The organism is Arthrobacter sp. GQ119 (assembly GCF_059759125.1).
This window is the reverse complement of the sequence record NZ_JCAXEA010000018.1, coordinates 45,345-58,101: the sequence shown is the minus strand read 5'-3', so window position 1 is coordinate 58,101 and position 12,757 is coordinate 45,345. Positions and strand designations below refer to the sequence as shown.

The 12,757-nt window shown below is 66.5% G+C and carries 12 protein-coding genes and 2 tRNA genes; 9 read left to right on the top strand and 5 right to left on the bottom strand.

All coding sequences use genetic code 11. The features are described 5' to 3' along the window. Positions 1 to 7: 7 nt before the first annotated feature. Together AC6CH3_RS16745 and AC6CH3_RS16740 are read right to left on the bottom strand one after the other, a co-directional pair. Positions 8 to 95: transfer RNA gene (locus tag AC6CH3_RS16745), tRNA-Ser, on the bottom strand. Between the two features lie 100 nt (positions 96 to 195). After that, positions 196 to 2,448 carry a prolyl oligopeptidase family serine peptidase gene (locus AC6CH3_RS16740; RefSeq protein WP_498133480.1) on the bottom strand — a complete coding sequence of 751 codons (2,253 nt, stop codon included), beginning with the start codon at positions 2,446 to 2,448 and terminating at the stop codon, positions 196 to 198. 61 nt (positions 2,449 to 2,509) lie between these two features. On the opposite strand from AC6CH3_RS16740, the gene AC6CH3_RS16735 reads away from it, so the two are divergent. Continuing rightward, positions 2,510 to 4,447 carry an FAD/NAD(P)-binding protein gene (locus tag AC6CH3_RS16735; protein WP_498133479.1) on the top strand — a complete coding sequence of 646 codons (1,938 nt, stop codon included), beginning with the start codon at positions 2,510 to 2,512 and terminating at the stop codon, positions 4,445 to 4,447. Between the two features lie 44 nt (positions 4,448 to 4,491). Here the strand turns inward: AC6CH3_RS16735 and AC6CH3_RS16730 are convergent, their stop codons facing one another. From AC6CH3_RS16730 to AC6CH3_RS16720, 3 genes are all read right to left on the bottom strand, one after another. Further along, on the bottom strand, positions 4,492 to 5,283 hold the full coding sequence (locus AC6CH3_RS16730) for a VOC family protein (RefSeq protein ID WP_498133478.1): 792 nt from the start codon (positions 5,281 to 5,283) through the stop codon (positions 4,492 to 4,494). Positions 5,284 to 5,390: 107 nt separating this feature from the next. Continuing rightward, on the bottom strand, positions 5,391 to 5,522 hold the full coding sequence (locus AC6CH3_RS16725; RefSeq protein WP_400579971.1) for a hypothetical protein: 132 nt from the start codon (positions 5,520 to 5,522) through the stop codon (positions 5,391 to 5,393). A 270-nt stretch (positions 5,523 to 5,792) separates the two neighbouring features. Beyond that, a tRNA-Ser gene (locus AC6CH3_RS16720) sits at positions 5,793 to 5,880 on the bottom strand. 113 nt (positions 5,881 to 5,993) lie between these two features. Between AC6CH3_RS16720 and AC6CH3_RS16715 the strand changes: the two genes are divergently transcribed. From AC6CH3_RS16715 to AC6CH3_RS16680, 8 genes are all read left to right on the top strand, one after another. Further along, positions 5,994 to 6,977 (top strand): NAD(P)H-quinone oxidoreductase, encoded by a 984-nt coding sequence (locus AC6CH3_RS16715; RefSeq protein ID WP_400579973.1) that lies wholly within the window; start codon positions 5,994 to 5,996, stop codon positions 6,975 to 6,977. After that, positions 6,977 to 7,525: a PadR family transcriptional regulator gene (locus tag AC6CH3_RS16710; RefSeq protein ID WP_498133477.1), complete on the top strand. Its 549-nt coding sequence runs from the start codon at positions 6,977 to 6,979 to the stop codon at positions 7,523 to 7,525. The genes AC6CH3_RS16715 and AC6CH3_RS16710 overlap by 1 nt, the downstream gene beginning before the upstream one ends. A 120-nt stretch (positions 7,526 to 7,645) precedes the next feature. Beyond that, the gene (locus AC6CH3_RS16705) at positions 7,646 to 9,946 is read left to right on the top strand and encodes a carbon starvation CstA family protein (RefSeq protein WP_498133476.1); all 2,301 of its coding nucleotides are present in this window, start codon (positions 7,646 to 7,648) and stop codon (positions 9,944 to 9,946) included. A gap of 13 nt (positions 9,947 to 9,959) precedes the next feature. Beyond that, complete coding sequence (locus tag AC6CH3_RS16700; RefSeq protein ID WP_494033135.1) at positions 9,960 to 10,151, top strand: CstA-like transporter-associated (seleno)protein; 192 nt, start codon at positions 9,960 to 9,962, stop codon at positions 10,149 to 10,151. 2 nt (positions 10,152 to 10,153) lie between these two features. Further along, a complete protein-coding gene (locus tag AC6CH3_RS16695) occupies positions 10,154 to 10,618 on the top strand; it encodes a GNAT family N-acetyltransferase (RefSeq protein WP_498133475.1) in 465 nt (154 codons plus the stop codon). A 38-nt stretch (positions 10,619 to 10,656) separates the two neighbouring features. Continuing rightward, positions 10,657 to 11,334 carry a bacterial proteasome activator family protein gene (locus AC6CH3_RS16690; protein WP_498133474.1) on the top strand — a complete coding sequence of 226 codons (678 nt, stop codon included), beginning with the start codon at positions 10,657 to 10,659 and terminating at the stop codon, positions 11,332 to 11,334. 7 nt (positions 11,335 to 11,341) lie between these two features. Beyond that, complete coding sequence (locus tag AC6CH3_RS16685; protein ID WP_498133473.1) at positions 11,342 to 11,785, top strand: hypothetical protein; 444 nt, start codon at positions 11,342 to 11,344, stop codon at positions 11,783 to 11,785. A gap of 95 nt (positions 11,786 to 11,880) precedes the next feature. After that, entirely contained in the window at positions 11,881 to 12,726 is an 846-nt protein-coding gene (locus AC6CH3_RS16680) for an aldo/keto reductase (protein ID WP_498133472.1), read from the top strand. Positions 12,727 to 12,757 lie beyond the last annotated feature (31 nt).

The following is a 12,757-nucleotide window of genomic DNA, read 5'->3' as shown; positions in this document are numbered from 1 at the left end:
CCAAACGCGGAGACGGGGGGATTTGAACCCCCGGTGGAGTTGTGCCCCACACTTCATTAGCAGTGAAGCCCATTCGGCCGCTCTGGCACGTCTCCATTCGCTATTACTAGCCAACCAAGGATACGCAGAACCGGCCATGCAGTGCAAAACGGCGCACAGCGCGGCCCTGTGGGCTCAGGTGTGCGCGGCCGGCGGTCAGGCGGTCCCGCCGGCCAGCGACTTCCAGAGAAAGTGCTGGCTCCGGGTCTGCAGCGCGGCGGCCTGCCTGTTGTCCGAAGCGCCAGCGTGCCCGCCCTCGAGTGCCTCGTGGAACCAGACGTTGGGGATGCCCATGGCCTGCATGCGGGCGGCCATCTTGCGGGCCTGCACGGGGCCCACCCGGTCATCGGAGGTGGCCGTCCAGATGAAGGTTTCCGGGTAGTCCACGCCGTCCTTCAGCAGGTGGTAGGGCGAGAAGGTCCGGATGAAGTCCCAGTGCTCCGGGAGTTCGGGGTCACCGTACTCGGCGATCCACGAATGCCCGGCGGACAGCTTGGTGTACCGCCTCATGTCCAGAAGGGGAACGCCGCAGGACACCGCGCCGAACAGGTCAGGGTACCTGGTCAGCATGTTCCCCACGAGAAGGCCGCCGTTGGAGCCGCCCACGCAGCCCAGGCGTTCCCGGCTCGTGACGCCCCGCGAGATAAGGTGTTTCGCCACCGCGGCGAAGTCCTCGAAGGCCCGGTGCCGGTTTTCCTGCAGCGCCGCCCGGTGCCAGGAGGGCCCGTATTCGCCGCCGCCGCGGATGTTGGCCACGACATAGACGCCGCCGCGGCTGTGGGGTGCAACGCCGTCGGATGGGGCGGTCCGGCGCTCCAGCCAGGCTCGTCCCACGGCGCCGCTGTAGGCCGGGGTGCGGGACACCTCAAATCCGCCGTACCCGGAGAGCTGGGTGGGGTTCTGACCGTCCAGCACCAGGTTGCGCGCCGCAATCTGGAAGTACGGCACCCGGGTGCCGTCGTCGGAAACGGCGAAATGCTGCTGGACTTCGTACGCCGCGTCGTTGAAGAACGACGGCGAGGCCTTGACCACCGTGTGGCTGCTCACCACGCCCGCGTCCCCGGCAGGGTTTCCGCGGGGCAGGTTTCCGCGCGTAAGGGTTCCGCGGGTCAGGGTGGTGGGGGTGGTGAAGCCGGTGGCCACGAGCCAGAAATCGTCCCCTGCCCCTCTCGGGCCGCCGGGGGAGCGGTGGCCACCCTCGGAGCCGCCCTCGGCGTCGTCTTCGTCGTCCACGGCGAAGGCATTGACGTCGTGCAGCGGAGGGCAGGCGTCCAGCACCGAGGACGACCACCCCGTAGACGGGTCGAGCACGCGGATTTCCGAGGAGACGTCACGCAGCAGGTTGAGCAGCAGGAAGTTCCGTGTCCAGCTCCAGGACTGCAGGGATGTGTGGGCATCCGGGGTGAAGAGGACGGTCAACGAGCGCTCGCCGGCAATGTAACGGTCAAGGTCCGCCGCGAGCAGCGACCCGGCCGGATAGCTGGTTCCGTCCACCGTCCATTCGCGCCGCGGCCGGAAGACCAGCCAGTCCCGGTGTGCGCTGAGATTGACGTCCGTGGGCACATCGATGGCCGTCCAGGACCCGTCCTGCAGCAGTGACGTCGTCCTGTTGAAGAAATCGATCCAGTCCACCGCGAAGGTCCGCTCGAAACCGGGCGTGGAGTCGTGGGTCACGATCGCCATCATGTGGTCCTCGGGGATCTCGAAGATACGGACGGCGTCGGCCAGGGACTGGCCGCGGTGCAGCCTCACGGCGGTGCGCGCATAGGACGACGCGGTCCGCGGCAGGCCATCGGCGGTGCTGGCAACCAGCAGGGTGTCCGCATCCAGCCATGAGACGTTCCCCTTCGCCGTCGGCAGGTCAAACCCGCCGGCTGCCGGGTCAACGAAACGGCGGGTCTCGACGTCGAACTCGCGGTAGCGGTCGGCGTCACCGCCGTCGGGGGACAGGGCCAGCAGAGCCAGCCGGTAAGGCTGGCCGGGCTCCGGCCGGAGGAAGTTTGCCCCGTGGAAAACCCATTCCTCCCCTTCCTCGGCCGCGAGCGCATCCACATCCAGCAGCACATCCCATTCCGGGGCGCCGGTGCAGTAGCTCTCCCACGTGGTCCGGCGCCACAGGCCCTTCGGGTTCTCCCGGTCCTTCCAGAAGTTGTAGTACCAGTCGCCGCGCTTGGTCACCATGGCGATCTTGTCCGTGGAGTCCAGCACTTCGAGGATCCCGCCCTCAAGGCGCGCGTACTCCGCGTCCTCCAGCAGGTCCTCTGTCCGGGCGTTCTGGTCGCGGACCCATGCCAGCTGTTCCTCGCCGTAGATGTCCTCCAGCCAAATGTTTTCGTCGGTGGGCTCGGGCGCGGTTCCCTCGGGAACGCCGCCGGACGCGAAGGCAGAATCAGCTGCGGTGGTGGTCATCGCCCCATCCAAACAACATCCCGGCTCAGCTAGCAAGTCACATGCCGATACTCTGGATGGCGTGGTCACATCGCAAAGTATCCGGACGGCACTGATAGGCGCCGGCCCGCGGGGTACCAGCGTGCTGGAGCGGCTGCTGGCCAACTGGGCCGCCGGCGGGGCCGTCAAGGCGGGATCCCGCCTGCACATCGATGTGATCGATCCCCACCCGGCCGGCCCAGGGCATGTATGGCAGCCCGGGCAGTCGCGCCTGTATCTGATGAACACGCAGTCGTTCTACCCCACGCTCATCCCGGAGGACCCGCAGCTGGCCGCGCCCGTGGCCGGCACGACGTTCGACCGCTGGCGGCAGCGCCAGCAGCAGGACCCCCTGCCCGCCCTGACGGAGGACGATCGCGCCGAACTCGCCGTCCTCGGGTCCCGCGACTTCCCCAGCCGCGCACTGTACGGCCGGTACCTCCGCTGCACGCTCGAGGAACTGCTCGCCGTACTGCCCGACGGCGTCACCGTGGATTTCCACGAAACGGCGGCAACCGCCGTGCGGCGCCTCGGGGACGGAACGTTCGACGTCGAACTGGCCGGCCGCGGCACGCTCACCGCGGACTCGGTGGTGTTCGCCCTGGGCCACCTGGACTCCCGTCTCAGCCCGGAGCAGCGGCAGCTGCAGGCAGCCGCCGCCCAGCTGGGGCTGCGGTACTTTCCGCCCGCCGTCCCCGCGGACGTCGACTGGTCTGCAGTCCCCGCCCGGGAACCCGTGCTGGTCCGCGGCATGGGGCTGAACTTTTTCGACGTGATGGGCCAGCTCACCGAGGGGCGGGGCGGAAAATTCGTTGACGCCGGGGACACCCTCGAGTATCTGCCGTCGGGCCAGGAACCGCTGATCATCGCGGCATCCCGGCGAGGCACCCCGTACCGGGCCAAAGCCAGGCTGGAGGGCTACTACCCGGCGTCGGTGACCCTGCGGTACTGCACCGGGCCGGCGCTGCAGCGATTCGAGTCGACAGGCATCACCCCCGCTTTCGACCATGACCTCTGGCCCCTCCTGCACCGCGACGCCCTGTGGGCCTACTACTCCACCCTGATGCGCTCGGAGCCCGGAGCGGTGCCTGACCCCGCAGCGTTCCTGGACGAACTGGACGAGGCGCTGCACCCGCACGCGCACACCACGGCGAAGTGGGAGGAGACGGTCGGGGCCGTCGTCGAAAGCCATGTCCGCCCTGAACACAGGCTGGACCTGCTGAGCCTCGCCGCGCCGCTGGCGGGACGGACGTTCGAATCCCGTGCCGATCTGGATGCCGCCGTCGTCGACTACCTGCTCGACGATGCCCGCCGTTCAGCCCTTGGCGAGGGCGACCCCGTGAAGATGACCATCGGCGCGCTGCACCACGGCAGGGCGGTGCTGAAGTCGGTGGTGGCCGACGGCGGCATCACCGACGAGTCCTGGGTCGCTGGCCTGCGTGGCTGGTTCGAGTCCTTTGTTGAGGGCCTCGCGAGCGGTCCCCCGGCGCTCCGGGCCGAGCAGCTGGCCGCGCTGGCACGGGCGGGCGTGGTCAGCTTCGTCGGGCCGGACCCCAAATTCGGCCTCGACCGGAAGGCCGGGCTCTTCACGGCCGCCTCACCGTGGGTGGCCGGCGGCGCCGCGGCAGCGCGCACCATGGTGGAGGCCCTGGCGCCGGCCAACCGGGTGACCGTCAACGAGTCGCCGCTGCTGCAGCAGCTCCTCGCTGACGGGCTGGTGCGGCCGCGGACCATGATGACGGTGGAAGGCACTCCCGTCCAGGCCACGGGACTGGATGTCAGGCCGCACCCGTACCGCCCGGTGGCCGCCAACGGGAAAGTCTCCGGGCGGCTCTTCGTGTTGGGTCTCCAGCTTTCGTCTAACCAGTGGGGAACGGCCATCGCCGCAGAGGCCGTGCCGCAGCCCGGACCGGTCTACCCCAGCGGGCAGCGCACCCTGCGCGACGCCGACGAGATAGCCCGCGCCATCCTCGCCCTCTGAGGTTCAGCCCCTCAGGCCGAGGGACCCCATGGAATTGAAGGAACTCAGCCCTGCGCTGACTGGCCGGTGTCCGCCACGATTTTGAACATGGCGCCGGTGGGGTCGGTCAGTGTGGCCAGCCGTCCGAAGGGAGGGTCGTCGGGCCCGTCAACGACCGTCCCGCCCATGCTGACGGCTTTTTCGATGGACGCGTCGGCATCTCCGACGGCGAAGTACACCTGCCAGTTGGACGGGACGTCGGCCGGGAGGTAGCCGGAGGCGTCCATGATGCCGGCCTTCGCGTCCGCGCCGGCGCCCAGCGTGGTGTAGCGGAACTCCGGGGTGTCGCTCATGACGTCCGTGTCCCAGCCAAAGACCTCCCGGTAGAACTTCACTGCGGCGTCGTAGTCCTTGGTGTGCAGCTCGTGCCACGCGGGTGCGCCCTCCTCGGCCACCAGCTCATATCCCGGCATTTCCCCCGGCTGCCACACTCCGATGGCGGCGCCGGAAACGTCGCCGAAGACTGCCATGTGGCCCTGCTCGGGGACGTCCATGGGCTCCACGTAGATTTCCCCGCCGCTTGCGGTGACGGCCGCGGCTGTGGCAGCGGCGTCGTCCGTGCGCAGGTACGTGGACCACATGTCGGGCATGGCACCCTGGTCCGCAGGCTTCTGCATGATGCCCGCGACCATTTTGCCGTTCTTGTTTGCGGTGATGTAACCGCCGTACTTTTCCTCGTCACCGGTCTGGAATTCCCAGCCGAACAGATGGCCGTAGAACTTCTTCGCGGTGTCGGGGTTGGACGTCATCAGGTCAATCCAGCAGGGCGCACCGGGCGTGATCGCAGGCGTGGGCATAGTCGGCTCCTGTTTGTGTGCCGCGGAGTGCATGTCCGCGGAGCAAGGGATGTCGAGACAGGACCGACACTATGCCGGGGCTATGACAGTTTCAATGGTTTCCGCCGTCAGGGGCGGTCGGAAAACGACGTTCCGGGCTCGTTGTCGTCGTCGGCCTCGACCCATTCGATGAAGTCCTTGAGGGACATGCACCAGTAGTAGTCCGAGTACCTCAGGCTCTGCTTCTCGGCCTTGCTCACGACGACTACCTTCCCCCCAAAAGGGCGGCGGGTGTGGAACGGTGCTCTTATCTCGGAACCGGGGCAGGAGCACCGTTGATTCCTTCAAGTGAACGCCCTCAGGGGCGGTCCGCGCATGAGTGGTGCGTACTCGATTTTTCCGGCCGCCGGTACTCGCCGGTACTTGTTTTCCGGTTCCAGGTACACGCTCTACCTGCACACGCAAAAGGCCGGTGGGACCAACCCTGCGGTCGGCCCCACCGGCCTTCATCGTGCGCACAGTGCGCCGCGCGGAAGGTAAGAGATTCGAACTCTTGGTACGGGGTTACCGCACACTGGTTTTCAAGACCAGCTCCTTCGGCCGCTCGGACAACCTTCCCTGACTAGTAGTGTTTCATAGGCAGTTGGCTGCAACAAAAACCGAAATGTGGCGGTTGCTGCCGTTGCGCACTATTTTTGGGGCAGGAATCAGCTAGAAATCGGGAGTTCTCCATGAAAGCCGTCTACATCTCCGAGCCGGGCGGGCCGGAAATGCTGGAAATCCGGGAGGTCCCGGCTCCCGTTCCCGGGCACGGCGAGGTCCTGATCGACGTGGTGGCGGCAGGCCTGAACCGCGCGGACGTGCATCAGCGGAAGGGCTTCTATCCGCCGCCGCCGGGCGCCTCGGAAGTTCCGGGGCTGGAAGTTTCCGGCCGCATCGCCGGTTTCGGTCCGGGTGTCACGAAACCCTTTTCCATCGGAGACAAGGTGGTGGCGTTGCTGGCCGGAGGCGGATATGCGCAGCAGGTCGCGGTCCGCTCGGAGCAGGTAGTCAGAATTCCCGACGGCGTCGACCTGGTCACCGCTGCTGCGCTCCCGGAGGTTGCCGCGACCGTCTACTCCAACCTCATCATGACCGCACAGCTGCAGGCAGGTGAAACGGTCCTGGTCCATGGTGCCACCGGCGGTATCGGCACCATGGCCATCCAGTTTGCCAAGGCGATCGGGGCAACCGTCGCCACCACGGCCGGCACCGACGAGAAAGTCGGCACCGCCAAGGCTTTCCTGGGGGCTGACATCGCCATCAACTATGCGGAGGAGAACTTCGCCGAGAGCCTCCGGGCCCAGAACGGCGGCAAGGGCGCGGACGTGATCCTGGATGTCGTGGGCGCCAAGTATCTGCAGCAGAACGTCGACGCCCTGGCTGACTACGGCCGGCTCATCGTCATCGGACTCCAAGGCGGCACGAAGGGCGAACTGGACCTTGGACAGCTGCTGCGGAAACGCGCGGCCGTCGTCGCAACGGCGCTCCGGCCCCGGCCCGTGGAGGAGAAGGGCGCCATCATGACGGCCGTCCGGGACGCCGTGTGGCCCCTGATCGCCGACGGGCGGGTCCATCCCCTCGTGGACAAGACATTTCCTTTGGACCAGGTCAGGGCTGCCCACGAATACTTCGACGCGGGGGAACACGTAGGCAAGATCCTGCTGGTGGTTTAGTGTCCGTCCGGCACAGTCTCCTGGCCCTGCTGCACGACCGGCCGCGGTACGGCTACCAGCTCAGGAGCGAGTTCCACGACCGCACAGGCTCCGCCTGGCCGCTGAACATCGGACAGGTCTACACCACGCTTGACCGGCTGGAGCGTGACGGTCTGGTCCGGAAGGAAGGCGGCGACGGCGGCAACCAGGTGGTCTACGGCATCACCGATGCCGGGGCCGGCCAGGTGCGGGCCTGGTTCTCCTCGCCCGTGGAGCGGAGCACGCCGCCCCGCAATGAACTGGCCATCAAGCTCTCCCTTGCCCTGACGCTGCCCGGAGTGGACGTGACCGCCATGATCCGGGTCCAGCGCGCAGCCTCACTGGCCGTGCTGCAGGAATACACGAAGTCCAGGCGGGACATGGCCGCTAGCCCGCGCAGCGCCGACCTCGCTGGGCTGCTCGTGCTGGATTCCCTGATCTTCCAGGCAGAGGCGGAGGTCCGCTGGCTGGACCTCTGCGAGGCGCGCATGGCGCAGTTGGCGCCGGCCCCGGTGACCGCTGAGCGCTGAGCCATGACCGCTTGCCGCTTTGTCCGGCGGCACCCGGCGATCGATCGTATCGATTCGGGGCACCCGTTGGTAATGTGCGCTTGAGATGGTTGTCACATTTTTTGATCTCAAGGAGGAGACATGAGCAGCATGCCTGGCGGCAGGGCTCGCACCGCGGACGATGATCTGGAACTGACACCGGACCCGTCACTCCCGCCGACCGCCGTGGATGACGCGGTCCGCGAAGCGGAAGAGAAGAAGTGGACTCCCAGCCGGATTGCCATTTGGGTGGCGATCGCGCTGCTGGGCGGCGTGGCCTGGTTCATGCTGGCGATCATTCGTGGAGAAACGGTCAACGCGATCTGGTTCGTGTTCGCGTCCGTCTGCACGTACCTGATCGGCTACCGCTTTTACTCGAAGGTGATCGAACGCTACATCACCCGGCCGAACGACCGCCGCGCCACTCCGGCCGAATACAAGGCGGACGGCAAGGACTATGTCCGTACAGACCGCAACGTCCTGTTTGGCCACCACTTTGCTGCCATCGCGGGCGCCGGTCCGCTCGTTGGACCCGTCATCGCGGCCCAGATGGGCTACCTTCCCGGCACCATCTGGATCATCATCGGCGTCGTGCTGGCAGGAGCCGTCCAGGACTACCTCGTCCTGTTCTTCTCGATGAGGCGCGGCGGCCGCTCCCTGGGCCAGATGGCCCGTGAGGAACTAGGCGTGATCGGCGGAACAGCCGCCCTCGTCGCGACGCTGCTGATCATGGTGATCATCGTCGCCATCCTCGCGCTTGTCGTCGTGAACGCTCTTGGTGAAAGCCCGTGGGGCGTCTTCTCCGTGGGAATGACCATCCCCATTGCGCTCTTCATGGGCGTCTACCTGCGCTTCATCAGGCCCGGCAAAGTCATGGAAGTTTCGCTGATCGGCTTCGTCCTGCTCATGGCTGCCATCATCGGGGGCGGCATGGTCGCCGAGACTGAATGGGGCGCCGCGTTCTTCCACCTTGACAAGGTCACCATCGCGTGGGGCCTCATTGTTTACGGCTTCATCGCCGCGATCCTGCCCGTGTGGCTGCTCCTCGCTCCGCGCGACTACCTCTCCACGTTCATGAAGATCGGCGTCATCGTCATGCTGGCCCTGGCCATCATCGTGGTCCGTCCCGAAATCACGGTGCCGGCCTTCAGCGAGTTCGCCAGCCGCGAGGACGGTCCGGTGTTCCCCGGTGCGCTGTTCCCGTTCCTCTTCGTCACGATTGCCTGCGGCGCGCTGTCCGGCTTCCACGCACTGATCTCCTCCGGCACCACGCCGAAACTGATCGAAAAGGAACGCCAGACCCGCCTCATCGGCTATGGCGGCATGCTGATGGAATCCTTCGTGGCCATCATGGCCCTCGTGGCAGCCATCTCCATCGACCGCGGACTGTACTTCGCCATGAACTCGCCCGCCGCCCTGACCGGTGGAACCGTGGAAACCGCGGCCACCTGGGTGAACAGTCTCGGGCTCTCGGGCGTGAACCTGACACCGGACCTCCTGTCGCAGACGGCGGCCAACGTCGGTGAGGAAAGCATTGTCTCCCGCACCGGTGGCGCACCCACACTGGCCGTAGGGCTGGCCCACATCATGCAGCAGTTCATCGGCGGCACCGCCATGATGGCGTTTTGGTACCACTTTGCCATCATGTTCGAGGCGCTGTTCATCCTGACCGCGGTGGACGCCGGAACCCGCGTTGCCCGCTTCATGCTGCAGGACTCCATCGGCAACTTCGTCCCCAAGTTCAAGGAGCACTCGTGGCGGCCGGGAGCCTGGCTCTGCACGGCGATCATGGTCGGTGCGTGGGGCGCGGTGCTGCTGATGGGCGTCACCGACCCGCTGGGCGGCATCAACACCCTGTTCCCGCTGTTCGGCATCGCGAACCAGCTGCTTGCCGCCATCGCCCTTTCGGTATGCATGGCCATAGCGGCCAAACGCGGCACCTTCAAGTACCTGTGGATTGTTGCCCTGCCGCTGGCCTTCGCGGCCGTGGTCACCATCACCGCCAGCTTCCACAAGATCTTCTCCCCGGTGCCGGCCGTCGGCTACTTCGCCAACAACGCAGCGTTCTCCCGGGCACTGGCGGACGGCAAGACGGAATTCGGTACCGCGAAGACCGTTGCCGCCATGGAAGCCGTGGTCCGCAACACCATGATCCAGGGGTGGCTGTCGGTGATCTTCGTACTGCTGAGCATCATCGTCATCATCACGGCCATCATCGCCACCGTGAAGGCCTTCCGCCATGAGGCCGCCGGCCTGGACCACGCGGACCACGAAGACCCGCCGGTGGCGTCCAGGGGCTACGCGCCCGCAGGACTTATTCCGACCCCCGCCGAGCGTGAGCTGATGGCCGAGTGGAACAAACTTCCGGCGGACCTGAGGCTCGAAAAGTCCGCCCACCACTGATGCGGAGCCGGTCATGAACGCGATAGCAGAAGGGTTCCGGGGTTTCGCCCGGTACCTGGGTGGAGTGATGGGGGCCGACGCCTACCAGAAATACCTGGAGCACCACTTCGCCTCGGGGCACCTTGCCCAGCCCATGACGGAACGGGAATTCTGGCGGGACAGGACGGACCGCCAGGACAGCAACCCGCAGGGACGGTGCTGCTGACCATGGCTGTTCCCTCCGCCGCGCTGTCGATCCGCAGGATCGGGCCGGAGGACGGTGCATCGCTCAACGCCCTGGCGGAAACGGACAACCTGTTCGATGAAGATCCCGCCGTCGCGCCGTCGGGCGCCTTAACGCCCGACGGCGCCAGGGACTTCCTGGCGGATCCCACCGTCCTGTTCTGGCTGGCTGAGGCGGAAGACCGGACGGTGGGCTTCCTGCATTGCTGCGTGCAACGCCGTCGTACTGCCGGCCCATGGGCCGAACTGCTCCTCATGGAGATGGGCACCCACGCCGGCTGCCGCAGGCAGGGCATCGGGCGCGCCCTGATCGGCGCCATGGAGGACTGGATGCGTGCCAGCGGGGTGCGCGACGTGTGGGTCCCTGCCAACACCTCTGCCGTCGGCTTCTACCGGAAATGCGGTTTCGCTATGGACGAAGGCGAAATCCTGGTCAAGGAGCTTCATTGACTGGACTCCGCGTTCCGGGCTCATGAGAGTATGAACGCATGACCGATCCGAACGACACTCAAACCGGCCCTGCGGCTGCCTCCGGCGCCGGCCTCCAGGCGGCGCGGCCAAGTGACGACGTCCCCGTGGAGGGCACCCCCGTAGAGGCTGAGACAATCCCTGGCAATGGCGGAAAGCCCGGGCAAGCGGCCAAGCCGAGGGGAAGCAGCCTTCAGGACCTCGTGGACGAGCCGGCCAAGGTGATGCGCATCGGCACCATGATCCGCCAGCTGCTGGAAGAGGTTAAGTCGGCGCCTTTGGACGATGCCGCACGGGGCCGCCTGGCGGAGATCCACGAGCGCTCCATCAAGGAGCTCGAGGACGGCCTGGCGCCGGAACTGGTGCAGGAGCTGGAACGGATCAGCCTGCCCTTCCCGGACGACGGGACGCCGTCGGACGCCGAGCTTCGGATCGCCCAGGCCCAGTTGGTGGGCTGGCTGGAAGGCCTGTTCCATGGCATCCAGACGGCGATCGCCGCCCAGCACGCGGCACGGGAACACGCCATGGCGCAGATGCAGCTGAGGCAGCTTCCTCCCGGGACGGTCATCGCGCCCGGGGTAGTCATCGGAGAGAACGGCGAACCGCAGCGGGCCAAGGCCCCGCAGCAGCCGGGCTCGGATCCGCTAAAGCCGGGCCGGCAGGAAGAACCTGACCACGGCCCGGGCCAGTACCTGTAGGTCCGGCTTGGGGTTCTTCACTGCTGCCCGGCAAGGGCGGAAAGACGACGCCGAACTGGGTAAGGGGCTGTGGCGCCGCGCCAACGACCGCTTCCACAGGGGTCTGGACCGCTACCACCAGGTCCTCGAGGGCGTGGAGGACGAGCAGCTGTATGCCGAGCTGGTCGACATAGCCAACCACCTGGCGGAATTGTCCGGCCGTGTCAGGAAAGTCTGCGTCGAGGCGCAGCTGCGTTCCCCAAGCGACGGGCTGGACATTCCGCACTCACTGTCCGGTGTCCACCGCGCGCTGTCGAAGGCGGGAAATTCCCTGGCGGCTACGGCAGAGGCGGCAGCGATGCTGCGGCTTGCGGTTGGCCCGGTTCCCGTGGGGGCAGCCTCGGTCTGGAGGCGGGCAGAGACCGTCTTCGAACAGGTGGCGGATGCTGAGCGGCTGCTTGCCGAATCCTGAGTCCCTCAAAAAATTCCCGCCACAGGGCATTAAGCGCCTAGCTTAGCTTCCGGGCATTGGCTGCATCCCGGCGGGAGTGTTGGCAGGATGGATGAATGACTCCTTCACCGACACTGACATTCAATGACGGAAACACGATTCCCCAGCTCGGCTACGGGGTGTGGCAGGTGGAAGACGACGTTGCCGAAAAGGTCGTCTTCCAGGCTTTCCAGGCGGGGTTCCGCCACATCGACACGGCCAGGATTTACGGCAATGAGTCCGGGGTGGGCCGTGCCATCGCCGGTTCCGGGCTGTCGCCGGAGGAACTCTTCATCACCACCAAGCTGTGGAACTCCGACCAGGGCTATGAATCAACGCTCGCGGCGTTCGAGGAGTCCATGGAGCGCCTGGGACTCGAGACGCTGGACCTGTACCTGATCCACTGGCTCCAGCCGAAACAGGACAAGTACGTGGACACCTGGAAGGCCCTGATTGAGCTGCAGCAGCGCGGCCGGGTGAAGTCCATTGGCGTTTCCAACTTCACGGTTGAGGGACTGCAGCGGATCATCGACGAAACCGGAGTGGTGCCCGCCATCAACCAGGTGGAACTGCACCCCTTCTTCAACCAGGCCGGGCTCCGCGAGTTCAATGCCTCGCAGGGCATTCTGACCCAGGCCTGGTCGCCGCTGGGCCAGGGCGGCGAGCTGCTGGAGGATGCCACCATCACCGCCATCGCTGAGAAGCACGGCGCCACGCCCGCCCAGGTGGTTATCGCCTGGCACCTGGCCATCGGAAACGTGGTGATCCCCAAGTCCGTCACCGAGTCGCGGATCCGCGAGAACTACGCGGCGCTGAACATCACCCTGGACGCCGGGGACGTCGAAGCCATCAACGGCCTGGACCGCACGGCCGCCGGAACGGGACGCATCGGACCTGATCCGGCCGTCTCTGACTTCGCCTGATACCAGTCACGACTCCCGCCGCGCGGGCCCT

Coding starts and splice junctions, on each gene's coding strand:
- AC6CH3_RS16740 (WP_498133480.1), bottom strand. CDS start 2,448: ATGACCACCACCGCAGCTGATTCTGCCTTCGCGTCCGGCGGCGTTCCC.
- AC6CH3_RS16730 (WP_498133478.1), bottom strand. CDS start 5,283: ATGCCCACGCCTGCGATCACGCCCGGTGCGCCCTGCTGGATTGACCTG.
- AC6CH3_RS16715 (WP_400579973.1), top strand. CDS start 5,994: ATGAAAGCCGTCTACATCTCCGAGCCGGGCGGGCCGGAAATGCTGGAA.
- AC6CH3_RS16705 (WP_498133476.1), top strand. CDS start 7,646: ATGAGCAGCATGCCTGGCGGCAGGGCTCGCACCGCGGACGATGATCTG.
- AC6CH3_RS16700 (WP_494033135.1), top strand. CDS start 9,960: ATGAACGCGATAGCAGAAGGGTTCCGGGGTTTCGCCCGGTACCTGGGT.
- AC6CH3_RS16695 (WP_498133475.1), top strand. CDS start 10,154: ATGGCTGTTCCCTCCGCCGCGCTGTCGATCCGCAGGATCGGGCCGGAG.
- AC6CH3_RS16690 (WP_498133474.1), top strand. CDS start 10,657: ATGACCGATCCGAACGACACTCAAACCGGCCCTGCGGCTGCCTCCGGC.
- AC6CH3_RS16680 (WP_498133472.1), top strand. CDS start 11,881: ATGACTCCTTCACCGACACTGACATTCAATGACGGAAACACGATTCCC.